Genomic DNA, 23,997 nt, shown 5'->3' with positions numbered 1-23,997 from the left:
ATGAATAAATAACAATATTGAAATCATCAAATTAGACTACCAATCTAATCGTTGCTAAAATAAGGTCCTGAATTTTTTATTTTCTCACCTGCAATCTTAGATGCAAAGTTTCCAGCGCTTTCAGTTGATTTAGACAATAATTTCTGAGAAATATATGCCGCCATATAAGTGTCCCCACAACCTGTTGTATCCACAACATCAACACATTTCACAGCATCAATTTTAATTTCCCCATCACCAATAATCCTAGACCCATTGGAACCGTTGGTTATGACCATCTCACATACATCAAACTCACACCCAACAATGCTTGCTTCACCTTCATCCATGAATATTACATGAACCCCTGATAAAATGCTACTCAAATCATCAAAGTTATCTAATTTTATAGCGTAATTTTCATTATCTTCCATGCCAGGGACTCTTAAAAAACCTTGTACCGAGATGAATATCGGAACGTTGAAACTTTTCAAATATTCCATAGTTTCAGCAGGAAAATCCTGACGATTTAATGGATTTATGACAAAAGCATCAATTTTTTCCGGCAAAATCCCCTCTAAATCAGATGGTAAAATTGAAATATCTGCAAAATTGCTTAATTGCTTACGAATATCCAAATTATCCTCAAAAGGATAGTAATTAATAAAAAAATGAGTATTGTCTTTTTTAATTACCTTAACTTTACTCAAATCAGGAAAATCACTGACAAGATTTTCATCATCACAATTTACAATCGCCAAATAATCTTTGTAAAACTGCTCAAAAACGAAACTTTGAAAATAGGTCGCTCCACCTACCTTATGAGACTTCTCATTTCCGATAACAACCAGATCCCTTGTCACAGGCCCGATAACAACCAAAGTCATAACAATCATCCATTTGCTAATTAAAAAAAGATCTCTGAATTAATCAAATTCTATAGTAATGTCAACAACATGATATCTGTTTGAAATATTATAAATCTCTTTTTTAATTTCCTCAACATTTTCTCCAAAATCAACATTGACCTTTAGAGTCATAACAGAATCAATTCCGTCAAGTGACCAAATGTGAAAATCATCAATATGATTTACGCCCTCAATTGCCAAAATTTGTGATTTGAACTCATCAACATCGAAATTATCAGGAGTCTTTTGAAGCAGGACTTCCAGGGATTTATAAAGATTCCTTCCCAAATTGAATATCAACCAGATAGCAATACCTATTGAAACAAAAGGATCAAGATATGGTGCACCATCCCAGAATATCAATATAACGCTTAAAATCAAAATGGCAATCCATTCAAATATGTCTCCCAACTGATGGAACAAAATTGCCTTTTCATTGAATGTCTCCCCATCGTGCAAACGGTAAACTGAAAGTGATTTGAAGATTATTCCAACAATTGCAACAATCAGCATCCCTTCAGCATCAACACCCTCCGGCGAAAACAGTCTTGGAATTGCTTCCGACAAAATTACAAAAGCCATTACAATCACAAAAACGGAAATTATGACTGCGCCAAGAATTGAAAATCTTTGATAACCATAGGAATAGTTATCTGTTGAATCCCTTTGGGCAACATGCTCCAATACCCAAGCCAATGCAATTGAAATGGTATCCGACATGTCATGAATAAAATCAGCAAGAATCGCCATACTGTTGGTAGCAAACGCCCCAACAAGGACAATAATATTGAATGCGAGATTCATGAAAAAAACAAATGCTAAATTATCACCAGCTTTTTTGTGATGATGATGCTTATCAATTCTCATAATAATAATATTTAACAATGATATAATAAAAAAGTTATTAAATCTTAAAAATAAAAAATTTAAAGTACAATTAAGTTATCTTTAAATAACTTAAAAATAAATAAATATAATAGTGATTTAAAATGGCGACTATAGGAACAACTATATTTTCTCATATTTTACCAGTAATTTTAGGATTTTTAGCATTAATAATGATTATTTCTGGTTCACTTGAAGAAAGCAAAACTAAATTAGGTTTAGGAATAACATTATTCGTTATAGCTTGCTTACTGCCATATGTGATTTTAAGAATGTTAATCTAGAATTCCTACTTCGCCGGAATGTAGGCTAGTTCCAATTAATATTTTTTTTATACCCTGAGAATCTAGTTCACCAATAGATTCTTTATTCAAACCACCTGCAATAATTAACTTTTCTTTCATATCTTCAAATTCATCTAAAAGTTTTTGATTATATCCTTTTTCTGTACCGACACCAGTAATATCCAAAAGAATGATTTCATTGGGATCCAATTTCTTTAAAATTTTCTTAAACTCAGATAAATTTAAATCTAAATTTTTAGAGTATAATTCATTGTTTTTTACATCAATACTTACAACAATTCTTTCTTTAGGATATTTTTCAAATATTTTTTCCATCTCTTCAATGCTTTCTATAGTTTCTGTTGGGACAATAATTTTATAAGCATAATCGAGGAAAAAATCAAAGGATTCGCAGTTTTTTACACCACCATCAAACATTACAGGCAAAATTGTATTAACCAACTTAATTTCGGAAATGTTGTGACCGCTTGATTCAATCAAATCCAAATCAGCAATGTACATCTCATCGGCACCGTTTAATTTTAATCCCTGAGCAATTTCAACGGGATTGGAAGATGGTGCAAAAACAGTTCTTAATGGTTGGTAAGTATCTCTCATGCCAGATTTGCCACTTACAGCCTGGTGTTGTTTTAAATCAATTACAGGTATTTTTTTAATCATAATTATAATTATATAAAACAAGTATTTAAAAAAATCGTAAGGAGGTGGAAAGAGCTAAAATGTTTTTTAGCCCCTTCCGAGTATACTAAAAATAATGATCAATTTTCGATTAATAACAAATATGTTATGAACCTCTATTTAATAAGTTAATTTACATAGTATATAAATGTTACTAAAGTTTAAAAAAATTAAAGTAAACTTGAATATATGAATTGTAGAAAAATTATAAAAATTTTAAAAAATTTTTAATTGATTTATTAAAAAATAAACATATTATAAAAAATTAAAAATAAAGATAAACTCCACCTTTTTAAAAATCCATAATCCCGTGAAAAATAATAAAATTTGCTTGATAAAGTCAAATTGAAAAAAATAAAGTAGGCAGTTTGAAGTAACTAAAAGAGGGAATTTGAAAGATAGTATTACGTGTTTGTCCATATATTGCTAAGCTATTGCAATTACTTCAAACTTATTTAATAGTTGAACTTTATAATATAAATACTTTTTTATAAAAAAGTATTACTTAAATTACTAAAAAACATAAAAAAAGTATTACACAAATATTTAAAAAAAATAATTAAACTCTGAAATTGTCATCGATATAAGAATCAAACTTCAAATAAGCTTCATCAATGGCTTTAGTGATTTGATCTTGATTAATTTCTGAAAGCTCATCAAAAATTACTCCAACATCAACATCAACGTCCAATTGTTCATTTTCATAACTAAGAACAATATCCAAATCTAAATCTTCCAATTCCTTAGTGGAAATTACTTTTGAAACTTCCTGTTCTAAAATTTCGCCAAAATCATCTGAAATTTTAGACAAATCTTCCTGAGTTAATACTTTTAACTTTGACATAAAAATCGATGAAAAAAAGAAATTAAGAAAATAAGCCTATTGGCCCATTCCTTGCATAGCAGTTTGAATAGTAGCTTGCATCTCTTCAAGTTTTTTCATGACTCTTTCTTCTTGGCGAGCCATAGTTTGTTTTCTTAATTGAAGAGTTTCTAATTTTTCTTCCATTTCAGATAAAGCATCACTGTATTCCACTTTAATAAGTAAAGTACCTGCTTGTTTAAATACTTCAGTATTTTCATCGGTTTTTTTGAGTTCTTCTAAAGCTTTTTCAGTTTCTTGAATTTGAACTTCAACATTTTGAACTTGCATATTTACTGCTTGAGCTTGTTGTTGTAATTGTTGAAACTGATTTAATTGATTTTGAATATTTTCTGGAATCTCCATTATATCACCTATTTAATTATATATGAACATTAATTTGTTAAGTTATTTATCTCTAATGCTAATTTAATCCACTTAATCGCCGAGTTAATGGAAGCTCTAAAAGAGGTGGAATCCTCTGCATCAATATTGATTAATATTTTAGAATCTTCCAATTCTATAGACATTGATGATCTAAAATCCGGAGCCGTATCGAATTCCAATATAATAGAATCATAAATTATTTTAGCCTGAGCGCTACTTTCAAATTCGATAACTATATCACTTTTGACAGATTCAAGAGGACCTTCACTCATGTGTACCCTCTAAGATTTTCTTTACATTAATCTGAAAATTGGTTTTATCGCCGAATTTATTGATAAAATTAATTTTAGCTACCAAATCATCATCACTAGAAATTAATATATAATTATCCTCTGCTTTATCAGCCAGCTCAATGTCCAAAATTTCACTTAAGACATCGAGTTTTTTAACATGAGACACTATTTTTAATTTGGATGGAGCAATATTTAACTTTTCAAATTCAAGAGAAGCTCCAATGAGAATTACAAGTAAAACTTCACCTTTGTTAGAATAAAAAGTAATTTTACTTGGATTTCCTTTAAGTTCATTAACAACTGCTAAGTTAAATTCATCTAACTCCAAAGCCTTCAAAAGAAGTTCACGCATATTCATTTTACCCCTGTTAACAGAAGTTGAACCTGTTGAATGGGCTAAATTTTTACAGAACTTCCTGGTTTTTTGAGAAGGTTTCCTAGAAGTTGAAATTAACATACAAAATCAAAAATAGTAAAAAAATATATTAAAAGCAGATAAATTATCTAGCTTTTATAACTCTAGTTGTTTCTGGAACATTTTTAAATAAAATCCTATATCTACATTTAGGACATTTATTTTCCATGTAGCTTTTATGGTCTACTTCTGCTCCACAACGTGGACATCTATACAAAGTCTATTCCTCCACACGAATATCTCTGATACTACGTGCTGCAGATTTTGCCATAGGAGTTTCAGGAACGTAAGCTCCTCCAGTGAATACTGCACCACATTTTCTGCATTTCCAAATTCCAGCAGCTTGTCTTTTTACATAAGGTCTATCACATTTAGGACAAACATGATTTTTTTTCATGTTTTCTTCAATGATTTTTACAGATCTTTTTGCTTTTCTTCCGTATCTTGCACCAAATCTTCCTGTGATACCAACTTTTTTAGTTCTTGCCATTTATATTCTCTCCGTAATCAATAAAATTTAATTAAAATGTAAATTATTTTAATTTACATAGATTATCTAAAATAATCATAAAATTATCTAATATGATAATATAGCATTTACTAATATTTAAATGTTTTCTTAAAACTAGTTAATTTAATAGAAAACACAAGGTTCTCTTTGAAATATAAATAATTTTGATGAGAAAATACTTCTTCCTACAAATCAAATTTTTCACTGGATTCTCATCAAAACAAAAATTAAAAAATATCCAACTATTCAAGAGTTGGATAATTAGGACTTTCGTTAGTAATCAACAAGTCATGAGGGTGGGATTCTTTAATACCGCTACTTGTAATTCTAACAAATCTTGCATTTTCTTTCATTGCAGCTATATCTTTCGCACCACAATAACCCATAGATGATTTTAAACCACCTACTAACTGGAATAATATTTCTGCAATTGTTCCTCTATATGGTACAGCACCTTCAATTCCTTCAGGAACATACTTAGTATGGTTCATTTTACTTTTATTACTTTGGAAGTATCTGTCTGATCCTCCATCATACTCACTGGTCATTGCACCCATAGAACCCATTCCACGGTATTTTTTGTATTGTTTACCGTTCATTACTACAATATCACCAGGAGCTTCCAAGGATGCTGCAAGCAAGTTTCCAAGCATTACCGCATCTGCACCTGCACCAATAGCTTTAGCAACATCTCCAGAGTATCTGATACCACCATCAGCAATGACAGGAACTCCAGAATCAGCGGCAGCATCAGCAACATCAGAAATAGCAGTAAGTTGAGGTACACCAACACCAGCTACGATACGAGTAGTACACATTGAACCCGGACCAATACCTACTTTAAGTGCATCTACACCCATAGAAATTAAATCTTCAGCAGCTTCAGCTGTAGCAATATTACCTACACATAATTCAGCATCAATATTATCTTTGATTGTTTCAGTGAATTTGACCACATTCATGTTATGAGCATGAGCACAGTCAATGGAAATGATATCTGCACCGGCTTGGTCAAGAGCCATTGCCCTTTCCAAATCAAACGGTCCACATGCAGCAGCAACCAAAAAGTTTCCATTATCGTCACGTGCAGCATTCGGATATTGATTTTGGTTTAAGATATCCTTAATGGTAATAATTCCAACTAATTTACCATCATTAACGACAGGAAGTCTTTCAACCTTATTTTCATATGCAACATTTAACGCTTCTTCGGTAGAAACTCCTTCATCAACAGTGACAACATCCGATGTCATTATATCCTTAATTGCTGTGGATGGTTCTGATTTTAAAACTGGTCTGATATCTCTTTTTGAGATAATACCCATGATTTTATCACCATCAACAACAGGCAAACCACTGATAAGTTCATCATGCATTAAAGATTGAGCTTCAGCAACAGTGGAATCTGGAGGAATAGTAATAACATCACGAATAGTTAAATCTTCAGCATTTTTTACTTTCTTTACTTCTTCAACTTGTCTTTCTTGTGAGATATTCCTATGAATTACTCCTACACCACCTTGTTGAGCCATAGCGATTGCAAGGTCTGCTTCGGTTACAGTATCCATAGCTGCACTAAGTACTGGAATATTTAATTTAATTCCCTTACCTAATTCTATGGTAGTGTCAATATCTTTAGGCTCCACATAACTTGCATTAGGAGATAAGAGAAAATCATCAAAAGTATAAGACATTCTTGCTTCTTGAACTTTTTTTGAAAACGACATAATTTACACCTGATTAGAATGAATCCAATAATTCTTTAAGCTCAGCTACTGCAGTATGGTGTATTTTACCAGTATTTCTGTCACCACCCACACATGCAGCTCCTCTGATACCGACAACATCACAGCCAATATCATTTAATGGTTTTAATTGGTCTTTTTTAACGGATCCTGCAAGCGCAGTCAATAAACCATAACCATGAGCCTCTTCTACAAATTCTTTTAATTGATCAATATCTAAATAATCGAATAATGTATGACCGTCTTTAACAGCAGTATCTAGCATTGCAAGGTCACATCCAGCATCTTTAGCAACTTTTGGAATTTCCATAGGACCTACTGCACCTACACGATGAGCATCAGCATATCCTGCTGCAACAATAATAGTATCTTCACTTACATCTTTAACAGTTTTGACAACATTTTCCATGACTTCAACCGCTTCATCATGGTCTTTTGTTCCATATAATCCAACTTTAATATAATCAGCTCCAGAAACATGAGCACCCATTGCCGCAAGGGAAACTGTACCTGGTTTGTAAGGCACATCACCTAAAGTAGCACTAACAAGTTTATCTTTAGGAGTTAATTCCCTGATTTCCTTAATAACCCAAGGGAAATTAGCACCTAAAGAACCTTCCTTAGGATTTTTTACATCAACAATGTCTGCCCCGCCTTCAATAGATTCAAGAGCCTCTTCACGATTTATAGGACTTATTAATAGAAGCATAAATTTCCTCCAATAAAATATAATATTATAATATATTAATATTACTTTCTTATTACTTATAATACTATTGTTTTTTTAAAAAAAAGTAGTTAATATGGAGAATCATTATTAGAAATATTCTCTTTTATTTTGCCGTGAGCCTTCGGATAGAATCCTACTTCAGCAGATAATTTTCTCATATTTTCAATTATTTCATTTGTCGGAATAGCTACTGGGCAGTTTAAAGTACATAATCCACATAAAGTACACATATAAAGGCCAGAATCATAGCAAGTCTCTTCATCTTCAATAAACTTGGACATTGCCACTCCACGACCGCCCAAATAATTATTGAAACCAAATTCATTTCCAACGGCATTATATACAGGACAGTGAACTACACAATTTCCACATCCTATGCAATAAAGACATTCATCAGTAGCTTCACTTCTTCCGTTGTCCAAAAGAATGACAACTACTTTTTCAGCACCATACATGTTCTTTAAGAGTTTCTTTTCAATGTCGGCTGTTTTTGATGGCCCTGATATTACATTCATATATGATGTTACAAAATTGCCTGTTGCAAAAATTGTTTCTAGTTTTACAATTGATATTGCGTCTTCAAGACAAGGTACAATCTTATCAATTCCAGCTACAATTATATGCAAATCTTTTAGTGAAACTATTGAAATATTGCCTTCATTATGCACCATTACAAGAGAACCTTCTTCAGCAGCTATTGCATTGGCTCCACTTATACCTACATTGGCATTTTCAAGACGTTTCAACACATCATGCCTGACAATTTCCATGATTTCCCTAGCTTCAGGGTCAACATTAACATCCAATGAATCGTTAACTATATCCGCAATCTTGGAAATATTTAAATGAGAAGCAGGACCTGTTGGATGAACAGGTTTATTATCAGTCTTTTTAAGTTGTAGTATCCTATCACCCAAATCAGTTTCGACAACATCAATGTTACTTCCTTTAAGATGTGCTTTAAGATTGATTTCACCTAATGTATTTGATTTGGCTTTAGCAATTGTACTGCAGTCATATTCTACAAGCAATTCATCAATAATATCCAATGCATCCTTTGATGAATCTGCAATTTTAAAATCAATATCGTTGCGTTTAAATGATTCCAATGTCTGATTGAATAATTCTTTATTGTTTTCAATGGAGAACTTTTTAATTTCCTGAACTCTCTTAATTAATTTTTTAGTGGATGGTGAGTCTTTAATAGTACCTGATCTTTTTTTAACTGTACTGAAAGATTTTCTCATTGTTTCAAGTTCACTGCTCTCCATTTACATCACCATATTTTACTAAAAATTCAGTTAAATCCAAAACTTCAATATCATCATTTTCAAGATTGAGTTTGCAAAAAGGGCATGGAGTAACCAATGTTTCACAACCTGTTTCCTTTGCTTGACCTATCCTTGAGGATGCCATCTCATCAGCAATTTCAGGATATGCTGATTTTACACCTCCTCCAGCACCACAACACAGACTGTTTTCACGGATATTTTCCATTTCAATCAGGTTTGCAACAGATTCTATTACTTTCCTAGGCTCATCGAAAACATTGCAATGGCGACCCAAATGACAGGAATCATGATAAGTAACATTCAGATTATTTTTAGAAAAATTAAGTTTGCCTTCTTTAATCAGTTTATATAAAAGCTGTGAAATATGAACTACATCCAAACCTTCATAATCATCTTTTAAAGTTTTATAACAACCTGCACAGGAAGTGATAATGCTTTCTCCCTCTAAAATTTTAGCATTCTTTTTGATTTGCTCTTGCGCTTCATCGACAAAACCAGTTCTAAGTAAAACAGATCCACAACATTTTTCATCATCCAATGTGTGAAAATCGACACCCGCAACTTCAAGAAGTCTTTCAGTGGCTTTTGCAATACCAGTTTGTTTTTCCCTTGCAGTGCATCCTCTAAAATATAACATGACTTATTCCTCTTCATCATCAAGAGTAACTTCATTTTGTATTGCAACCTGTTTTACAACAGTATTCAAATCATTCTGCAATTTATCAACAATAAAGTAAAGTCTTAAAATAGTATAGAACAATACTATGAATACTAAAATGATAATAAAATCTAAACCACGAGTTATACCCACTAATTTAGCGAATTGATTACTTAAATTTGGGAAAAGTGAAAATATTGCTACAATAATCCAGAAAAGAGCCCACAATACAGTTGTAACTGCAGAATGTTTTCCCCTTAAATATCTGAGTGTAAACCAAACTATCGCTATAATGGAAATTATTGGAAATATTAAAGAATATAAAAACATATTATCACCTTAAAATTGATGTTTAATCATCTGAAGCAATATTTTTATTGCAGCAGTAGTATTTGTTCCTTTTGCCTGAGTTTCAGGAGTATATATTGTTTCGATTGGAACTTCTGCAAATGGAATATCATTGTCATTGATTTCACGTATGAATTCTGAAGATATGAGATATCCAGTAGCGTTAATGGTAATTTTATCCAATGCATCTCTGGTAATTGCCCTGAAACCTGTTTGGGAATCGCTTACATCCACTCTATAAAAAATCTTTGTTAAAAAATTCATGATTGCATTGGCATAATTTCTGCTTCTAGGCATATCCTCCAGTGGCCTTACACCAATAACAGCCTGAGCTTCACCTGTAACCAATGGTTTTATTACCTTATCCAAATCATCGGCCGAGTGCTGACCGTCCGAATCCATACTGACAACATATTTTGGATTGAAATTCAAAACGGCATCAAAGCCTGTTTGTGTAGCAACACCCACACCACGATTAATCATCAAAGAAAAGACATGGATTTGATTCGGATATTTTCTTTTAGATTCAAGAATAACATCCAAAGTATTGTCTGTTGAACCGTCATTGACAATGACCATATTATATCCTTTCTCTGCAATAGATTCCAATACAGGTTGGATTCTTGTTGCCTCATTATATGCCGGAAGAACCACATATGTTGCATTCTTATCTTCGGCAGTTATCTCATATTCCATTTTACACCTTTAATTATAATGGTCCTGCATCCTCTTTTCCTTCACGCATTCCCATTCCAGCTTCTTTTCTCATTGCTTTTCTGTGATACATCATTTTAATTAGGTTTTGAGCATGTTCACGTGCCCTGTTTTCAGCAAGCTTTGCAAGTTCAACAGGATCTTCCTCTTCATCCTCATGGACAAATACTTCCAAAATATGAGTGTTTGTCATGAGCTGTGCATTGATAAGGCCTGTTGATGCCTCATGAGCACACATCTTATCTTTTTCCATAGGTCCAGGCATTCCAAGTGCCATTACAATATCACAATTTTCTTCTTCAATGAGAATTTTAGCTGTTACAGGCAAGTCTTTAACACCAGGAACAGTTTCACGAATTATTTTTAAATCATAAGCATTATTTTTAAGCTCATCAATAGCTGCTGAAGCCATATCAAAGCGTGCAAATGTAGTGTCACAAATTCCAATTCTCATATAAATTCACCTTATGAAAAAATATGTCTTTAATAATATAAATGTTTAGTTAATAATTAAAAAGTATTATGAATTAATACTGTAAGTAATACTTTGGGCAGTATAATTATGAAAAAAATCTGATTTAAAAAAAAATTAGTTTTTGTTTAACAATTCTAAAAACTTATCCTTAGCTTCATCAATTGTTAACGGATAGTCCCCATTCATGTCATATCCTTCCTTTTCAAGGTCTTGGAATAATTCAGTGACAATAGGAACTTTCAAATTAGCTTGTTCTAATATTTCAGGTTGCGCAAATATTTCTCTAGGAGTGCCTTCAGCAATCAATAATCCATCAACCAAAACGAATACTCTCTTAGCATAGTTTGGAACTAAATCCACTTCGTGAGTTGAAATAATAATTGTAATTCCCTCATCATTTAAATTTCTCAATAATTTTTGAAGATTAACTACTCCTTGAGGATCCAAACCTGCAGTAGGTTCATCCAAAACCATAACTTCAGGTTTCATTGCAAGAATTCCTGCAATAGCAACTCTTTTCTTTTGACCTCCACTTAAATGATGCGGAGCTGTTTTTTCAAAGCCACTCATTCCAACACGAGCAAGTGCTTCTTCAACTCTGTCTTGAACCTCTTCCATAGGCAAACCTAAATTAAGAGGTCCGAAAGCCACATCCTCCTCTACTGTTGGAGCAAAAATTTGGTCATCAGGGTTTTGGAACACAATACCAACTTTTTGTCTGAATTTGAGTAAAGACTTTTTATCATATTTCAATTCTTCTCCGTCAATGAAAACTTGACCTTCATCAGGTTCATAAATCCCATTTAAATGTAAAAACAAAGTTGACTTACCTGCACCGTTTTTACCTAAGAGAGCAACCATTTCTCCCCTTTCAACCTTTAAACTAACTCCTTTAAGAGCCTGATAATCAGCATTATAAGCATATTTAATATTTTTTACTTCTAACATATTATTCCTCCTTTTTTGGTGGTACATAAACAGGAAGTTCACCTGTATATCCTCTAGAATCGAGAGAATGTTGTAATGTTTCGCTTTTATCAAGGGATCTCAAAAATATTGTACTTGCAAGAGCACCCAAAGACTTGAATGAAGTCCAATAGGAATGATATCCCAACCTAGAGTTTTGGGCTTTCTGCATGGTATCGATTTCATTCAGGAATATGAAAATGACATTATACATCAAAAGTGCAATTTCAATCATGATTTTAGGGACTTTCAAAGTCCTGAGACAATTTAAAATCTTTGCTATAGGTGTTGTAAGTGCTAAAAAACCTAAAATTGGTAAACAACCCACTACACGCATAAATGTATAAACCGCATAATGAAAAGAATCATCAGTGACCACTATGCCAAATATTCCTGTTTCATATATTACCTCGCCCTTTCCAAAGAATAACAGTAAAAAGATACATGTTATAACAAGAAATGCCATTGGAATTGACAGGAATTTTAAATAGGATTTGTAGTTGATTTTTGCAATGGCTAAAATGACAATAGACATTACAACAAATATGAATACATCAAAATATAGATTATCAAGCGCTAATGTAACAATTAACAATATGATTGTTAAAAACAATTTAAAGTAAGGATTAAATTCTGTTAATTCATTGTGATGTGCAATATAATCCATATCAAATTTCATAAAATCACTTTAAAAAAAAAGAAAAAATAAAAGAAGAATAAAATTATTCTTCTTTACCTTGTCCTCTCCAATAACCAAATGCATATCCAATAATGATTGCACCTATAGCTGCTTGAAGAGCGAATAATAAACTTTCTATTTCACCACTAGGTGGTTCCCATATAGATGAAAACCAAGGTTTGAAACCTGTTTCTTCGATAGCTTCACCTGCTGCATCGTCTGCACCACCAAAGTATCCGTCATCTTCTCCATGACCATTAAACATTATTAATGGTGCAATGAATAATATGATACAGACAACAGCCAATATAATTAATGTTGATGTTTTCATTTATATCACCTTATGCTTCATTAGGAGCTAAAGCACCTAATTTATCTAATAATTTTGGTTTGTAAGCTTTTAATCTGTCCCAGATAATTACAGTTAATAGACCTTCACCAATAGCTAATGGTACTTGAGTTACTGCGAAAATAACTAAGAATTTTGTTAATGCTGATCCGAAACTTGGAGCAGGGAAAGCAATAGCTAATTGGAATGAAGTAGCTACATAAGTCAATAAGTCACCTAAGAATGCTGCAAAGAAGATTGCAACAGTTGATGAAATATTAGCTTTTGTTAAACCTTTATATATTAACCATGCTGCTAATGGTCCAACAATACCCATAGAGAATATGTTTGCACCTAAAGTAGTTAATCCACCGTGAGCAAGTAATAATGCTTGGAATAAAAGTACAATAGTTGCAAGTACTGCGGTTACAGCAGGACCGAATAATGCTGCACCTAATCCGTTACCACAAGGGTGAGAACAACTTCCAGTAACAGAAGGTAATTTCAAAGATGATAAGACGAACATGAATGCACCACTTACTGCGAGTAAAGCTTTGGATTCAGGGGTTTCATCTACGATTTTCTTAATTTGATATAAACCAAATGCTACAACGATGAATGATATGACGAACCATATAATACACCAGTTCAATGGTAAATATCCTTCCATAATATGCATAAATAATTTCCTCCAAATAACCTATCAATATTAATTGATATATAACTCAATAAAAATTTAAAATATAATTAAAATTTATTAAAGTTTTATTGATAATGATATTATATACCTTATTATATATAAATATTATTAGTAATACATTAAACAAAATTTAGGATAACCTAATTATTTTAATATGAAAATACCAAAAGATGATAACATGAACATAAAAAACAACTTAATTTTAGCCCTAGATGTGATGAGTGAAAGTGAATCTATTGAAATTTGCGATTCAATTAAAGAATACATCGATACAATTAAAATCGGATATCCGCTGGCACTGGCCGAAGGCCTTGAAATAATAAACAAACTGAAAGATAAATTTGGATTTAAAGTAATCTGTGACTTTAAAGTGGCAGATATTGATGCAACAAACGAAAAAATCTGCGACGAAACATTCAAAGCGGGAGCAGATGCAATCATATGCCATGGCTTTGTCGGATCTGACAGCGTACAGGCATGCCTCGACATGGCAAATAAACATGGAAAAGAATTGTTCCTACTGACAGAAATGTCACATCCTGGAGCTAAAATGTTTCTGCAAAAAAATGCCGATGCAATAGCTCAGATGGGCGTTGATATGGGAATCACAAACTATGTTGCACCAGCAACCAGGCTTGACAGATTGTCAGATATTCGAGACATTGTTGGAAAAGACTCATTTATCATCTCCCCAGGTGTGGGAAAGCAGGGAGGAGATGGTAAAAAAACATTAAAATATTCAAATGCAATTATTGTTGGAAGAAGTATTTACGAATCAGATAATCCAAAAGAAGCATGTGCGAAATTAATCGAATCATTGAATTGAAACTAAACTATTTTAATCAAAAGAAATAAAAATAATATTGTTCTTATTATCTTTGAACAAATTTATTTAAATGGAGGAAAAAATCATGGCAAACGAAGTAACAAAATTAATTATGGAAACAATTTTAGGATTGATTACAACCGCATTCGCATTTGTTGCAGGTTTAGCATGGAATGGTGCTATTCAAAAATTAATCGAACAATTTATAGGTACTGGAGATGCTCTTCCAAGTTTATTCATATATGCTATAGTTGTAACCATTATTGCTGTTATTGTTACTGTATTACTCGCAAGAGTAGCAGGTAAAATGGGTATTGAACTCGGAGACGACTAAATTTAAAGGAATTTCAAATTCCTTTTTACTTCTTTTTTTAATTCAAATTTTCATCAAATATAAAAAATCAAAAAAATCCAAATATTAAATACACCACAACCGCAAGAAATAATAATACAACTTTTTATCACATAGCGATGTTCAAAAATAAATTCAAGACATTATTTTCTGTAATATTGCCTAAAACCCATAAAATAATAATACTAAAATAATCTAACTCATTTAATCATTGCTGATTTTATCCAATGCAGCAGCATAAATCAATGGGAAAATAACGGTAACATCTCCAACGACACTTGCAAGACTGGATCCACATCTAGCCTTCGCCCAGGATTTTGCCTCTTCAAGTGGAGCACCACCTAAACTACCTGCCTCAGGCCGGTCCATTGTAATTTGAATAGCAGCATCAAGACCGCCTTTAATTACATTTGATGCTAAAGTGTAATGCTTAGTAAGGCCTCCTCCCAAAAGGATTGCACCTACTTTTTTAGAATCAAAAACAATATCTGACAATAAAGGCATGTCCCCTGCAGCACTTATCGTAAAATCATGGTCTTGTGAAAAAATCCATAATTGAAGACCCATCATTGAATCAATAAGCCCCGGTGCGAAAATCGGAACATCATTTCTTGCAGCAGTTGCAACGAAGGAGTTTTCATCCTCAACCTGCAAACCTATTTCATAGAGCAATTCCTGAATTGAAACAACTTTCTTTTTTGAAGCAATTTTTTCAAATATTTTAGTGATTTCCTCTTCAAAAATTGTAAAATCATCAGATCCAACATTAATGTCTGCAATACGACCTATACCCTCTTCATTTAGCTCTTCATCATCTTTTCCTTCATGTCGATAATGAGATCCTCCAAAAGCCTCAACAAGATCATGAGTAATATTTGCACCACTTGCTACAATCAAGTCAACATGGCCTTCTTTAATCATCTTTGTGACAATATTTCTCATGCCTCCAGGTATTAAAGGACCACCCAAACTTAAAAATACACTCATATCCTCATCTAAAATCATATCTGACAAGATATTACAAGCACGTGCTACTTTACCCGCACCCAAAACACCGGATTCATCAAACTGATTTAATAAATCCAATACTTTCATATCCTGATTGACAGTAATTTGATTTACCTTCATTAAATCACTGAAAAATTAATTGGTTACAATTGGAAATTGTTCCAAATTAGTAATAATATTAATTAAATCGGTTCTTGTAACAATTCCAAGTAAATTATTATCATTATCTGCAATAATCAATCTGGAAATAGATTTTTTAAGCATAACTTCAATTGCGTTAGCAATTTTTAAATCTTCATTAACAATTACCACATTTGTAGACATTAACTCGCCGACACTTTTGTTTTCATTATCATCAGCTATTGCCTGAACAAGATCAGTTAATGTAAATACTCCAACAACTTTACCATCTTTTATAACAGGTGCTCCATCAATTTCATTATCGACTAGCTTTTTAGCAGCTTCTTTAACAGAGCAATCAATTTTAAATGATTTTACATCCCTGCTTGCAATATCTCCGACTGTTTGTTTTGGAATACTTCTGATTGTAGTGGTATCAACCAATAAGATATTGTCCATATCGTCCCTTCCTACAATTTCACCAATAACTCCTAAATTATTTACGGGTGTTGGGCCAATACTGATGATATCTCCAAGATTTAAATCTTTAATGCTTCCTAAAATTTTAATTGCCGCTTCACATTCACTAGGTTGAGGAACACTAGTGAATTCTATTTTAGCAACAGAAACATCTTCCACCCTTTTTCCATTTTTATAAATCGGTACCTTTGAATCCTTATCAGAAACTGAAATGTTTAAAGAGTGATAAGCTTCAATTGTTGGTTTGTATCCTCCTCTAGGACCCGGTACACCTTTAACTAAACCTAAACTTCTTAAGGATTGCATTTGGTTACGAATTGTTCCAGGATTTCTGCCCATGACCTCTGCAATATCCTCACCCTTGACTGATTTACCATTGGAAGACTGGTATAAGTTAATTAGGGTTTGTAAAATTTCTTTTTGTACAGATGTTAACATATTTATCCCCATAATAAATAATTTAATTATTATTAAATATGTTTGAAATACTTTATAAATGTTAATGATTATTAATGATAGTTGAAATTGGAAAACAGTAATATTAAAAAATATTTAAAAAAAAATAAAGAAAATAAATGATTATTCAACTAATTGTTTCAAATCATTTCTGATAATGGAAGTTGCATCAAATCCTTTAATAGCATCAATCATTTCAGGGAATTTGGCTTTAGGAATTAACACGTTAATCTGTGAAAAGTCAGAACCTGGAGTAAGTGTAGGTTCATCAGCACATAACTTGTTTTCAACCAGATAATTGGAAACTTCCTCAATTTTTGAGTTTGCAATATTGAATTTAACATCAAAATATTTTTTAGCTGTTATGGCACCCAATAACTGCTCATAAATCATTTGCGCTTTTTTGAGCTTTTCACCAGTACATTTTTCACTGGCGTAAAGACCTGCAGAAGAATGCAATATGGTTTCAATCTCTTTTAAACCTGCTTTTCTTAAGCTGCTTCCTGTTTGAGTATTATCAACAATAAAATCAGCACCTTTAGCTATGTAAACTTCAGTAGCCCCGTCAGAGTTAATGACCTGAACCATTTCATTATCACCGTCAGTCAATCCCCTAACTTGTACAAAAGGTACTGAATCACCATACATTTCCTGATATACCTCATTTTCCATGATGAATTTTCTGGTCAAATTAGGATATTCAGTGAAACATAATATTGGGGTTTTTCTATCCTTATTTGCTCTGAAAAAGTCTGAAAGATTATCATATGGAGATTCCTTAGGAACTGCAACTATCAATCGGGTTTTACCATAGTCCAAATCCCCAAGTTTTACAGTATTTGTTGGTCTTAAAACTGATTCTTCCTTAATCCAATCTTCACCAACAATTGCAATATCAACCATTCCTCTGTTCAACTCAACAGGAGTGGATTGCGGACGGGTTAAAAATGCTACAATATCATCATCATTTAAGATTTCAATTTCATAAGATTCATCACCAGGTTCATATCCTTTGACTTCATAACCTGCATCAACAAATAATTGGTGAGTATTTCCTCTTTTCACATTGTTTAAACTTCCCTTTGGAAGTCCTAAAATTATTTTATCATTCATAGTAATACCTAAACATATTATTATCATTCAAAATATTTAAAGTTTTAATGATGGATTGTCTGTCAAAAGTTCAGTTGGACAAATTTTCAATGGGTCAAAGATTTCGTTTTAAGTGACTTGTAATATGTATAATTAAAAAGTAATTTATATAATGAATTTTCATATATTTATATTATTAGTGCACTCACCATCAATTTCATAAGTGGTGATTAAATGGACTAATAAAAGTAACTTGACTACAAGGACATTTGCTTTCAGTATAGTTCAGTTGGACTTTTTGATATGCATTGTCCTCAAAGCAGTCAAATTATATTAAAGGAGATACATTATGAAAAAGATATTCGCAATATTGATTGTTTTGGCAACACTCGGTCTTGTAATGGGTGGAGTTTCTGCTGCAGTGGAACTTGTGGATCATGACTATGACGGCGTTGAAAGTTCCTAAAAACGCAACATTCAAAAAAACCGATTCATCAGGTGGACTTTTAGATGATGCAGTATCATATTCTGACTCTGCAAACGATATGAACGTCACATATCTAATGAGTTCTGATGTGGATGACTCATTAGTCAATAAAACCCTTAAAGATTTGAAAGCTAAAGGTGCTAATGTGACCAAAACTGGTGATATGTATAAAATCGGTGCAAATGGATTGAATGGAGCTATAAAAATCAAAGACGTTGAAATGGTTATGGTTCTAAGTACTCATTATGATATGGATACACTTGTAAGTATGGTTGAGTCACTGAGCTAATAAATCGTTTAATGCAACTTTTTTTGAATTTTTTGGTCGCACCGTGGTGTGGCCTACACCATTTTTTGATATAACAGTGCCCCTCCAAAATTAAATTTTTTGAGTGATTTGTTGATTTTTTATATAAAAAAATAATTTTGGTGGACTCACTTTAAAAAAAGAAAATAATCAGTTGTGATAGGGTTCACAACTTTGTCTATCCAATGCATGTTTGTGTACATGCATATGCTTTATTCCTTTTTCAGTTTTGATTTCATCAATTATTTCAACACATTCATGAGAATGGGAGTGCTCACCGTCATCATGGAAGTGATAATGTGAGTGTTCAGTACTTTTTGTGTCGATTTTTTTGATTGAATCATCGAATTTCCGGTCATATAATAATGCTGCATTAAGAACTACAAGACATGACCCTGCATTGTGAACAATAGCACCAGTTACAGGATTCAAGAGTCCCAATACAGAACATACAATAGCCACTGCATTAATTGTCATTGAAATTGCAATGTTTGCTTTGATTGTAAATAATGTTGAATTGGAAAGTTTTTTAAGATAGGGAATCTTACCGATATCATCACCCAAAAGTGCAATGTCTGCCGCTTCTATTGCTACATCACTTCCAACAGAACCCATTGCAACACTTACATCAGCTGTTTTGAGTGCAGGTGCATCATTTACACCATCCCCAATCATACATACCTGTTTGCCTTCGCTTTTGAATTTTTCAATCCATGAAAGTTTTTCTTCTGGCAACAGATTTCCATAGACTTTACCAATTCCAACTTGTGATGCAAAGTAATTAGCAGTTTCTGTGTTATCTCCAGTAAGCAATACTGTTTCAGTTCCAAGATCGTGTAAACTATCAATCATTTTTTTGGAATCTTCACGTATTACATCAGATAAACCAATCAAACCAACAACTTCACTATCCAATGCAACAATAATTGAAGCTTTACCTTCATTTTTTAATTTATTTAGCTGTGTATCAATATTTATATCAATATTGTTTTCAGATAGAAATTTGGAGTTTCCTGCATATACATGGCCATAAGAATTTTTACATGTAACTCCTTTTCCAGGATACATTTTAAAGTCTTGTGGCTCTTCAATGTCGATTTCAGCTTCTTTTGCATTATTTACAATAGCTTTAGCCAATGGATGTTCACTTAATTTCTCACATGAAGCAGTGAGTTTAAGCAAATCCAAATCAGTCAAATCTTCCTTTATAGAGATAACATCAGAAACTTCTAAATTACCGTAAGTTAAAGTTCCGGTTTTATCGAATACCAACGTATTTAAACCACCCAGTGTCTCCAGTGCCTCACCGGATTTAATTAAAACACCATATTTTGTTGCCTGACCAATTGCAGCCATGATTGCTGTCGGAGTTGCTAAAATTAATGCACATGGACAGAATACTACCAAAACAGTTACTCCCCTTTCAATATTGCCTGTTACAAGCCATGCAACAATAGCAATTATCAAAGCAACAGGAACTAGCCATGTAGCCCATTTATCTGCAATTCTTTGTGTTGGAGCCTGTTTTTCATCAGCCGCTTTTACAAGGTCAATCAATTTCTGAAGTGATGAATTCTCACCCAAACTGGTTGCCTTTATATCAATCGCACCATACATATTCATGGTTCCACAGAATACCTCATCACCAACTTCCTTATCTATAGGTAATGACTCACCAGTCATGATTGACTGGTCTAGTGATGAAGTTCCGCTTATTATTTCACCATCGACCGGAACGCTTTCACCCGGAAGAATTCTTAAGGTATCACCGATTTTTATATCATCAACAGGAACTACCTCTTCAACACCATCAACAATTCTTCTTCCGGTTTGCGGAGTTAAATTGATTAAATTTCTTAAACCTTTTTTAGCTCTTTCGACAGTCCAATCTTCTAAAAGAGCACCCAATGCCATAATCCATGCAACTTCACCTGCAGCAAATATCTCCCCAATCATAAGGGATGCCACCATAGCTATTGCAATCAATAGTGCAGATGAAATCCATTTTTCACGAATTAATCTGGTCATTGCCAGCAATAACATCGGAATACCACTTATTATTACTGTTCCCCATGCAGGGTTTAAATAAATAGGAGTTTCAACTCCAAAAATCATAAAAATAACTGCAATCAATAAAAATATGCCGGAAATAATAGTCATTTTTAGTCCGAATAGGAAGTCAGTTATTTCATCAATCATTCAAAAACACCTCAAAGTATTACTTTTTTTTAATTTATTTAAATACCTAGTATTACTCAAAAATTTTTCAATGGAAATTTCAAAATCTTGAAACCAATTAAAAAATTAAATTCAGTAAGTACCAAACAGCCCAAAAGTATTACTTTTTTTGAGTTCATTTAAATACTCAGTATTACTATGATACATATTTGTAAAATATAGTATATAAAGTATTACTTTTTTTGGATTTATTTAAATACTCAGTATTACTTAAAAAATTAGTCAGAAGTATTCTTGTAATTACAGATAATTCATTAGCATATTGACTTTTTAGTCACAGAGCATTTTATAGTTAGATTGTTGAAAAATTAATCATTTACAATAGACAATACTTTTTTAGCATAGACTCTGTCCTTTTCCTTTTCATTTTCAGACAATTCAAAATAGTTTACCTGCAAATTATCCCAACGAGCCAACTTGTCTTTAATTCTAGAAACAGTCAACTTTTCATCATCAGTCAAATCGTCTTCAAACCTATCCAAAATAGTGATTAATGAAAATATCTCTTTGGATACTGAGCCAGACCATTCGCACCATTGCTGATGTTCCAAATCGGATAATTTTTCTAAAATATCTCTATCCATAATTATCCTCAAGGTTTCATCGCCAAATCCATGATGCTAAATGGTTCGCCTTCTTTTCTTGGAGCAGGCGCACCCATTCCAAAGGCTGATTTGGCAAATTCTTTATTCATTCTTTTTGAAACTTCTCCGAATATCATTTTATATGCAGTACATTGAGGATCAACTGCCTGAGGTGTTTGATATGCAACAATAGCATTATAAGGACATCCACCTTCACAATATTTAACATATCGACATTTTTTACAGTTTTCATCAACGTAATCTCTAAATTCCATTAGTTTTGCCCATGCATCAGATTCCTTTAAATCATCAAAACTAGGATTAACACCTACATTGCCTAGAACATACTCTGGCATTCCAACAAATCTGTAACATGGATAAATCGAACCGTCAGAGCCTACCGCCAATGTTGTACCTATACAATCTGCAAATGTGCAGAGAGTGCCTCTTCTTCTAAGTGAAGATTTGCAGATATGGTCAAGATCCATAACAGTGAACTTATCCAAATCATAAAGATACTTGTCCAACCAATCTACAAGCAGTTTACCATGTTCCTCCTGATCAAGAGCCCATGGATCAGCATTGTCACCCCTCAGTGACGGAAGGGCAGCATGTATTTTAAGGTTCATTTTTTCATTTTTAAAGAAATCATACAGTTCATCTGAGAAATCTTTAGAATAATCAGTTACTGTCAAAACAAAGTTAATGATTAACCCCTTGCTTTTTGCAAGTTCATATCGGGACATTGTTTTATCAAAATATCCATCTCCCCTTTGATAATCATTTATTTCTTTCGGTCCGTCAATACTTGTACTTACAACAACATTGTATTTAACAAATAAATCAATCAGTTCATCTGTTAAAAGCCAGATATTGCTTTGAAGGGAAAATCCTTCGAAGTTTGGCAATTGGGATAACTTTTCCAAAGAATACTCATAGAAGTCATAACCTGCAAGAAGAGGTTCACCGCCATGAAAAGTGAAATGAACTTTATCATCTCTAAAATCAGCTAACCACTCACATATCTGGTCGATAATTTCCAAATCCATCATTTCTTTTTTATTTTCAGAACCCCAACAATATTTACAATTTGATGGACAGTTAAGAGTAGGGATAATCATTACATGAAATGTCATTTTAACCATGTATCTTATTTAATTCATTTAACAGTTTTTTCTTTTCATCTTCTTCCATATCATCATTTACAAAGAAAATATAACCACATCCTTCACATTTTACAGTTTCCATTTCTGCATGTGCCCTGTGATTGTCTAATAATTTTCTGTGAGCAATTTTATCTTTTGAACCACATTTTGGACATGGTGCCAATAATTCTTCAAGTTTCATATTTTCACCTATAATCTAAAATTAGTTTTTAAATTATATTAATTTTTCACTATCCGAAAAGTTTAAATAATATGTAAAAATGACTGCAATTTTTCAAAATGACTTCAACAAGCTTTAAATAGCATATAAACAGATAGAATAAATTAAATTTAAAATTAAAGTGATTAAAATGCCTAATGATTTATATGACCAGTTCATGAAAGAAAAAAGCAATCCATTGTTTATCGAAGTAAGCAACATAGTAAGAGATAATGTATGGGCTGAAAGCATTGATTTTGTCATGTCACAAAACTGGTTAAAAACAGAAGACAAATTATTTATTGAATTATATTACATTTTAAGATATACCTAACGATTAATTAACTTAATGGCATATTTATAAATAGGAATGCCAACAGTTTTAACAATCGGAAGGATATATTTGATTCCCGGAAATTCAAATTCCTTTTTAACTTTTTCAAGCTCGGAAATGATGTCCAATTTTTGAGGGCATTTCCTCAGACATTTGCCGCAGCCATTGCATAAACCAGCATTGGCCGCTTTTCCCATGATTCCACCAACATACTGATAGTAATCTATCAATGAGGTGTTTATGAAACCTTTATGATCGAACAAGTATTTTTCATTGTATGTTTTTAAGCATTCCGGAATATTGACGCCCTGAGGACATGGCATGCAGTATCCACAAGTAGAACAGTTAATCTTTAAAGAATTTCTCATGACTCTTTTGACAAGTTCCACAGTTTCCATTTCCTCAAATGTCATGGACAGAGGTGTTGTGGAATTAGCAACAGCCAAATTATCTTCAATTTGTTCAATGGAATTCATTCCGGAAAATACGC

Annotated in this window: 33 protein-coding genes; 5 read left to right on the top strand and 28 right to left on the bottom strand. The window is 32.5% G+C overall.

Annotated elements, in window-relative coordinates:
- Positions 1-44 precede the first annotated feature (44 nt).
- Both QZ143_RS03415 and QZ143_RS03410 read right to left on the bottom strand, forming a co-directional pair.
- Positions 45-866 carry a PfkB family carbohydrate kinase gene (locus tag QZ143_RS03415; RefSeq protein WP_292881215.1) on the bottom strand — a complete coding sequence of 274 codons (822 nt, stop codon included), beginning with the start codon at positions 864-866 and terminating at the stop codon, positions 45-47.
- A gap of 39 nt (positions 867-905) precedes the next feature.
- Positions 906-1,754 (bottom strand): cation diffusion facilitator family transporter, encoded by an 849-nt coding sequence (locus QZ143_RS03410; RefSeq protein WP_292881212.1) that lies wholly within the window; start codon positions 1,752-1,754, stop codon positions 906-908.
- Positions 1,755-1,876: 122 nt separating this feature from the next.
- Here QZ143_RS03410 and QZ143_RS03405 point away from each other — a divergent pair, with 122 nt between their 5' ends.
- Positions 1,877-2,056: a hypothetical protein gene (locus tag QZ143_RS03405; RefSeq protein WP_292608943.1), complete on the top strand. Its 180-nt coding sequence runs from the start codon at positions 1,877-1,879 to the stop codon at positions 2,054-2,056.
- Here the strand turns inward: QZ143_RS03405 and QZ143_RS03400 are convergent.
- The 18 genes from QZ143_RS03400 to cbiM form a co-directional block, all read right to left on the bottom strand.
- Positions 2,048-2,737, bottom strand: a complete 690-nt coding sequence (locus tag QZ143_RS03400; protein ID WP_292608946.1) for a HisA/HisF family protein — start codon at positions 2,735-2,737, stop codon at positions 2,048-2,050. The two genes, QZ143_RS03405 and QZ143_RS03400, sit on opposite strands and share 9 nt — an antisense overlap.
- 577 nt (positions 2,738-3,314) lie before the next feature.
- Positions 3,315-3,599 carry a DUF3194 domain-containing protein gene (locus QZ143_RS03395; protein ID WP_292608949.1) on the bottom strand — a complete coding sequence of 95 codons (285 nt, stop codon included), beginning with the start codon at positions 3,597-3,599 and terminating at the stop codon, positions 3,315-3,317.
- 36 nt (positions 3,600-3,635) lie between these two features.
- Complete coding sequence (locus tag QZ143_RS03390; RefSeq protein WP_292608952.1) at positions 3,636-3,983, bottom strand: prefoldin subunit beta; 348 nt, start codon at positions 3,981-3,983, stop codon at positions 3,636-3,638.
- 29 nt (positions 3,984-4,012) lie between these two features.
- On the bottom strand, positions 4,013-4,276 hold the full coding sequence (locus tag QZ143_RS03385; RefSeq protein WP_292608956.1) for a KEOPS complex subunit Pcc1: 264 nt from the start codon (positions 4,274-4,276) through the stop codon (positions 4,013-4,015).
- Entirely contained in the window at positions 4,269-4,754 is a 486-nt protein-coding gene (locus QZ143_RS03380) for a ribonucleotide-diphosphate reductase subunit beta (RefSeq protein ID WP_292608959.1), read from the bottom strand. The genes QZ143_RS03385 and QZ143_RS03380 overlap by 8 nt, the downstream gene beginning before the upstream one ends.
- A gap of 43 nt (positions 4,755-4,797) precedes the next feature.
- Positions 4,798-4,929 (bottom strand): DNA-directed RNA polymerase subunit P, encoded by a 132-nt coding sequence (locus QZ143_RS03375; RefSeq protein WP_292608962.1) that lies wholly within the window; start codon positions 4,927-4,929, stop codon positions 4,798-4,800.
- Positions 4,930-4,932: 3 nt separating this feature from the next.
- The gene (gene rpl37A / locus QZ143_RS03370) at positions 4,933-5,202 is read right to left on the bottom strand and encodes a 50S ribosomal protein L37Ae (RefSeq protein ID WP_292608966.1); all 270 of its coding nucleotides are present in this window, start codon (positions 5,200-5,202) and stop codon (positions 4,933-4,935) included.
- A gap of 263 nt (positions 5,203-5,465) precedes the next feature.
- Positions 5,466-6,950, bottom strand: coding sequence for an IMP dehydrogenase (gene guaB / locus QZ143_RS03365; protein ID WP_292881207.1), 1,485 nt, complete (start codon positions 6,948-6,950; stop codon positions 5,466-5,468).
- A 13-nt stretch (positions 6,951-6,963) separates the two neighbouring features.
- Positions 6,964-7,677, bottom strand: a complete 714-nt coding sequence (locus QZ143_RS03360) for a (5-formylfuran-3-yl)methyl phosphate synthase (RefSeq protein WP_292608972.1) — start codon at positions 7,675-7,677, stop codon at positions 6,964-6,966.
- 89 nt (positions 7,678-7,766) lie between these two features.
- Positions 7,767-8,969, bottom strand: a complete 1,203-nt coding sequence (locus QZ143_RS03355; protein ID WP_292881204.1) for an LUD domain-containing protein — start codon at positions 8,967-8,969, stop codon at positions 7,767-7,769.
- Positions 8,956-9,627 carry a (Fe-S)-binding protein gene (locus tag QZ143_RS03350; protein ID WP_292881201.1) on the bottom strand — a complete coding sequence of 224 codons (672 nt, stop codon included), beginning with the start codon at positions 9,625-9,627 and terminating at the stop codon, positions 8,956-8,958. Before QZ143_RS03350 ends, QZ143_RS03355 begins: the two co-directional genes overlap by 14 nt.
- Positions 9,628-9,630: 3 nt before the next feature.
- Positions 9,631-9,978 (bottom strand): DUF2304 family protein, encoded by a 348-nt coding sequence (locus QZ143_RS03345; protein ID WP_292608981.1) that lies wholly within the window; start codon positions 9,976-9,978, stop codon positions 9,631-9,633.
- A gap of 9 nt (positions 9,979-9,987) precedes the next feature.
- Positions 9,988-10,692 (bottom strand): glycosyltransferase family 2 protein, encoded by a 705-nt coding sequence (locus QZ143_RS03340; protein WP_292881198.1) that lies wholly within the window; start codon positions 10,690-10,692, stop codon positions 9,988-9,990.
- Positions 10,693-10,705: 13 nt separating this feature from the next.
- A complete protein-coding gene (gene ribC, locus QZ143_RS03335) occupies positions 10,706-11,164 on the bottom strand; it encodes a riboflavin synthase (RefSeq protein WP_292608987.1) in 459 nt (152 codons plus the stop codon).
- 135 nt (positions 11,165-11,299) lie between these two features.
- A complete protein-coding gene (locus QZ143_RS03330; RefSeq protein ID WP_292609333.1) occupies positions 11,300-12,133 on the bottom strand; it encodes an ATP-binding cassette domain-containing protein in 834 nt (277 codons plus the stop codon).
- Position 12,134: 1 nt separating this feature from the next.
- On the bottom strand, positions 12,135-12,830 hold the full coding sequence (cbiQ, locus tag QZ143_RS03325; protein WP_292609335.1) for a cobalt ECF transporter T component CbiQ: 696 nt from the start codon (positions 12,828-12,830) through the stop codon (positions 12,135-12,137).
- Positions 12,831-12,873: 43 nt separating this feature from the next.
- Positions 12,874-13,161, bottom strand: a complete 288-nt coding sequence (locus QZ143_RS03320) for an energy-coupling factor ABC transporter substrate-binding protein (RefSeq protein WP_292609337.1) — start codon at positions 13,159-13,161, stop codon at positions 12,874-12,876.
- A 10-nt stretch (positions 13,162-13,171) separates the two neighbouring features.
- Positions 13,172-13,837, bottom strand: coding sequence for a cobalt ECF transporter S component CbiM (cbiM, locus tag QZ143_RS03315; protein ID WP_292609339.1), 666 nt, complete (start codon positions 13,835-13,837; stop codon positions 13,172-13,174).
- Between the two features lie 199 nt (positions 13,838-14,036).
- On the opposite strand from cbiM, the gene pyrF reads away from it, so the two are divergent.
- On the top strand, positions 14,037-14,684 hold the full coding sequence (gene pyrF, locus QZ143_RS03310) for an orotidine-5'-phosphate decarboxylase (RefSeq protein ID WP_292609372.1): 648 nt from the start codon (positions 14,037-14,039) through the stop codon (positions 14,682-14,684).
- Positions 14,685-14,769: 85 nt separating this feature from the next.
- On the top strand, positions 14,770-15,018 hold the full coding sequence (locus tag QZ143_RS03305) for a DUF5654 family protein (protein WP_292609341.1): 249 nt from the start codon (positions 14,770-14,772) through the stop codon (positions 15,016-15,018).
- A 222-nt stretch (positions 15,019-15,240) separates the two neighbouring features.
- On the opposite strand, the gene QZ143_RS03300 is transcribed toward QZ143_RS03305, so the two are convergent.
- The 3 genes from QZ143_RS03300 to QZ143_RS03290 form a co-directional block, all read right to left on the bottom strand.
- Positions 15,241-16,164, bottom strand: a complete 924-nt coding sequence (locus QZ143_RS03300; RefSeq protein WP_292881195.1) for a deoxyhypusine synthase — start codon at positions 16,162-16,164, stop codon at positions 15,241-15,243.
- Positions 16,165-16,179: 15 nt separating this feature from the next.
- The gene (locus QZ143_RS03295) at positions 16,180-17,082 is read right to left on the bottom strand and encodes a CBS domain-containing protein (protein WP_292609345.1); all 903 of its coding nucleotides are present in this window, start codon (positions 17,080-17,082) and stop codon (positions 16,180-16,182) included.
- 141 nt (positions 17,083-17,223) lie between these two features.
- A complete protein-coding gene (locus QZ143_RS03290) occupies positions 17,224-18,213 on the bottom strand; it encodes an ATP phosphoribosyltransferase (protein ID WP_292609347.1) in 990 nt (329 codons plus the stop codon).
- A gap of 422 nt (positions 18,214-18,635) precedes the next feature.
- Between QZ143_RS03290 and QZ143_RS03285 the strand changes: the two genes are divergently transcribed.
- Positions 18,636-18,968 (top strand): hypothetical protein, encoded by a 333-nt coding sequence (locus QZ143_RS03285; RefSeq protein ID WP_292881192.1) that lies wholly within the window; start codon positions 18,636-18,638, stop codon positions 18,966-18,968.
- Positions 18,969-19,136: 168 nt separating this feature from the next.
- On the opposite strand, the gene QZ143_RS03280 is transcribed toward QZ143_RS03285, so the two are convergent.
- From QZ143_RS03280 to QZ143_RS03265, 4 genes are all read right to left on the bottom strand, one after another.
- On the bottom strand, positions 19,137-21,185 hold the full coding sequence (locus tag QZ143_RS03280) for a cation-translocating P-type ATPase (protein ID WP_292881190.1): 2,049 nt from the start codon (positions 21,183-21,185) through the stop codon (positions 19,137-19,139).
- Between the two features lie 347 nt (positions 21,186-21,532).
- A complete protein-coding gene (locus QZ143_RS03275) occupies positions 21,533-21,808 on the bottom strand; it encodes a hypothetical protein (RefSeq protein WP_292881187.1) in 276 nt (91 codons plus the stop codon).
- Between the two features lie 8 nt (positions 21,809-21,816).
- Positions 21,817-22,944, bottom strand: a complete 1,128-nt coding sequence (locus QZ143_RS03270; protein WP_292881184.1) for a TIGR04083 family peptide-modifying radical SAM enzyme — start codon at positions 22,942-22,944, stop codon at positions 21,817-21,819.
- A gap of 1 nt (position 22,945) precedes the next feature.
- Positions 22,946-23,155: a TIGR04165 family Cys-rich peptide gene (locus tag QZ143_RS03265; protein WP_292881181.1), complete on the bottom strand. Its 210-nt coding sequence runs from the start codon at positions 23,153-23,155 to the stop codon at positions 22,946-22,948.
- 169 nt (positions 23,156-23,324) lie between these two features.
- Here QZ143_RS03265 and QZ143_RS03260 point away from each other — a divergent pair, with 169 nt between their 5' ends.
- Positions 23,325-23,507 carry a hypothetical protein gene (locus QZ143_RS03260; protein WP_292881177.1) on the top strand — a complete coding sequence of 61 codons (183 nt, stop codon included), beginning with the start codon at positions 23,325-23,327 and terminating at the stop codon, positions 23,505-23,507.
- Here the strand turns inward: QZ143_RS03260 and QZ143_RS03255 are convergent.
- The coding region (locus QZ143_RS03255) for a 4Fe-4S dicluster domain-containing protein (protein WP_292881174.1) at positions 23,504-23,997 on the bottom strand (494 nt) is incomplete at its 5' end. The two genes, QZ143_RS03260 and QZ143_RS03255, sit on opposite strands and share 4 nt — an antisense overlap.

The organism is Methanobrevibacter sp. UBA188 (assembly GCF_905234905.1).
In the GTDB taxonomy this organism is placed as follows: Archaea; Methanobacteriota; Methanobacteria; order Methanobacteriales; family Methanobacteriaceae; genus Methanocatella.
This window is presented reverse-complemented; position numbering and strand designations above follow the sequence as displayed.

Bases quoted from the DNA above. Each gene is read 5' to 3' on its own strand.
- QZ143_RS03295 (WP_292609345.1), bottom strand. From the start codon at position 17,082: ATGTTAACATCTGTACAAAAAGAAATTTTACAAACCCTAATTAACTTA.
- pyrF (WP_292609372.1), top strand. From the start codon at position 14,037: ATGAACATAAAAAACAACTTAATTTTAGCCCTAGATGTGATGAGTGAA.
- ribC (WP_292608987.1), bottom strand. From the start codon at position 11,164: ATGAGAATTGGAATTTGTGACACTACATTTGCACGCTTTGATATGGCT.
- QZ143_RS03320 (WP_292609337.1), bottom strand. From the start codon at position 13,161: ATGAAAACATCAACATTAATTATATTGGCTGTTGTCTGTATCATATTA.
- QZ143_RS03275 (WP_292881187.1), bottom strand. From the start codon at position 21,808: ATGGATAGAGATATTTTAGAAAAATTATCCGATTTGGAACATCAGCAA.
- QZ143_RS03395 (WP_292608949.1), bottom strand. From the start codon at position 3,599: ATGTCAAAGTTAAAAGTATTAACTCAGGAAGATTTGTCTAAAATTTCA.
- cbiQ (WP_292609335.1), bottom strand. From the start codon at position 12,830: ATGAAATTTGATATGGATTATATTGCACATCACAATGAATTAACAGAA.
- rpl37A (WP_292608966.1), bottom strand. From the start codon at position 5,202: ATGGCAAGAACTAAAAAAGTTGGTATCACAGGAAGATTTGGTGCAAGA.
- QZ143_RS03300 (WP_292881195.1), bottom strand. From the start codon at position 16,164: ATGAAGGTAAATCAAATTACTGTCAATCAGGATATGAAAGTATTGGAT.
- QZ143_RS03260 (WP_292881177.1), top strand. From the start codon at position 23,325: ATGCCTAATGATTTATATGACCAGTTCATGAAAGAAAAAAGCAATCCA.
- QZ143_RS03410 (WP_292881212.1), bottom strand. From the start codon at position 1,754: ATGAGAATTGATAAGCATCATCATCACAAAAAAGCTGGTGATAATTTA.
- QZ143_RS03355 (WP_292881204.1), bottom strand. From the start codon at position 8,969: ATGGAGAGCAGTGAACTTGAAACAATGAGAAAATCTTTCAGTACAGTT.
- QZ143_RS03305 (WP_292609341.1), top strand. From the start codon at position 14,770: ATGGCAAACGAAGTAACAAAATTAATTATGGAAACAATTTTAGGATTG.
- QZ143_RS03400 (WP_292608946.1), bottom strand. From the start codon at position 2,737: ATGATTAAAAAAATACCTGTAATTGATTTAAAACAACACCAGGCTGTA.
- QZ143_RS03385 (WP_292608956.1), bottom strand. From the start codon at position 4,276: ATGAGTGAAGGTCCTCTTGAATCTGTCAAAAGTGATATAGTTATCGAA.
- QZ143_RS03290 (WP_292609347.1), bottom strand. From the start codon at position 18,213: ATGAATGATAAAATAATTTTAGGACTTCCAAAGGGAAGTTTAAACAAT.
- QZ143_RS03390 (WP_292608952.1), bottom strand. From the start codon at position 3,983: ATGGAGATTCCAGAAAATATTCAAAATCAATTAAATCAGTTTCAACAA.
- QZ143_RS03415 (WP_292881215.1), bottom strand. From the start codon at position 866: ATGACTTTGGTTGTTATCGGGCCTGTGACAAGGGATCTGGTTGTTATC.
- guaB (WP_292881207.1), bottom strand. From the start codon at position 6,950: ATGTCGTTTTCAAAAAAAGTTCAAGAAGCAAGAATGTCTTATACTTTT.
- cbiM (WP_292609339.1), bottom strand. From the start codon at position 13,837: ATGCATATTATGGAAGGATATTTACCATTGAACTGGTGTATTATATGG.
- QZ143_RS03350 (WP_292881201.1), bottom strand. From the start codon at position 9,627: ATGTTATATTTTAGAGGATGCACTGCAAGGGAAAAACAAACTGGTATT.
- QZ143_RS03265 (WP_292881181.1), bottom strand. From the start codon at position 23,155: ATGAAACTTGAAGAATTATTGGCACCATGTCCAAAATGTGGTTCAAAA.
- QZ143_RS03345 (WP_292608981.1), bottom strand. From the start codon at position 9,978: ATGTTTTTATATTCTTTAATATTTCCAATAATTTCCATTATAGCGATA.
- QZ143_RS03330 (WP_292609333.1), bottom strand. From the start codon at position 12,133: ATGTTAGAAGTAAAAAATATTAAATATGCTTATAATGCTGATTATCAG.
- QZ143_RS03405 (WP_292608943.1), top strand. From the start codon at position 1,877: ATGGCGACTATAGGAACAACTATATTTTCTCATATTTTACCAGTAATT.
- QZ143_RS03340 (WP_292881198.1), bottom strand. From the start codon at position 10,692: ATGGAATATGAGATAACTGCCGAAGATAAGAATGCAACATATGTGGTT.
- QZ143_RS03270 (WP_292881184.1), bottom strand. From the start codon at position 22,944: ATGACATTTCATGTAATGATTATCCCTACTCTTAACTGTCCATCAAAT.
- QZ143_RS03280 (WP_292881190.1), bottom strand. From the start codon at position 21,185: ATGATTGATGAAATAACTGACTTCCTATTCGGACTAAAAATGACTATT.
- QZ143_RS03360 (WP_292608972.1), bottom strand. From the start codon at position 7,677: ATGCTTCTATTAATAAGTCCTATAAATCGTGAAGAGGCTCTTGAATCT.
- QZ143_RS03285 (WP_292881192.1), top strand. From the start codon at position 18,636: ATGACGGCGTTGAAAGTTCCTAAAAACGCAACATTCAAAAAAACCGAT.
- QZ143_RS03380 (WP_292608959.1), bottom strand. From the start codon at position 4,754: ATGTTAATTTCAACTTCTAGGAAACCTTCTCAAAAAACCAGGAAGTTC.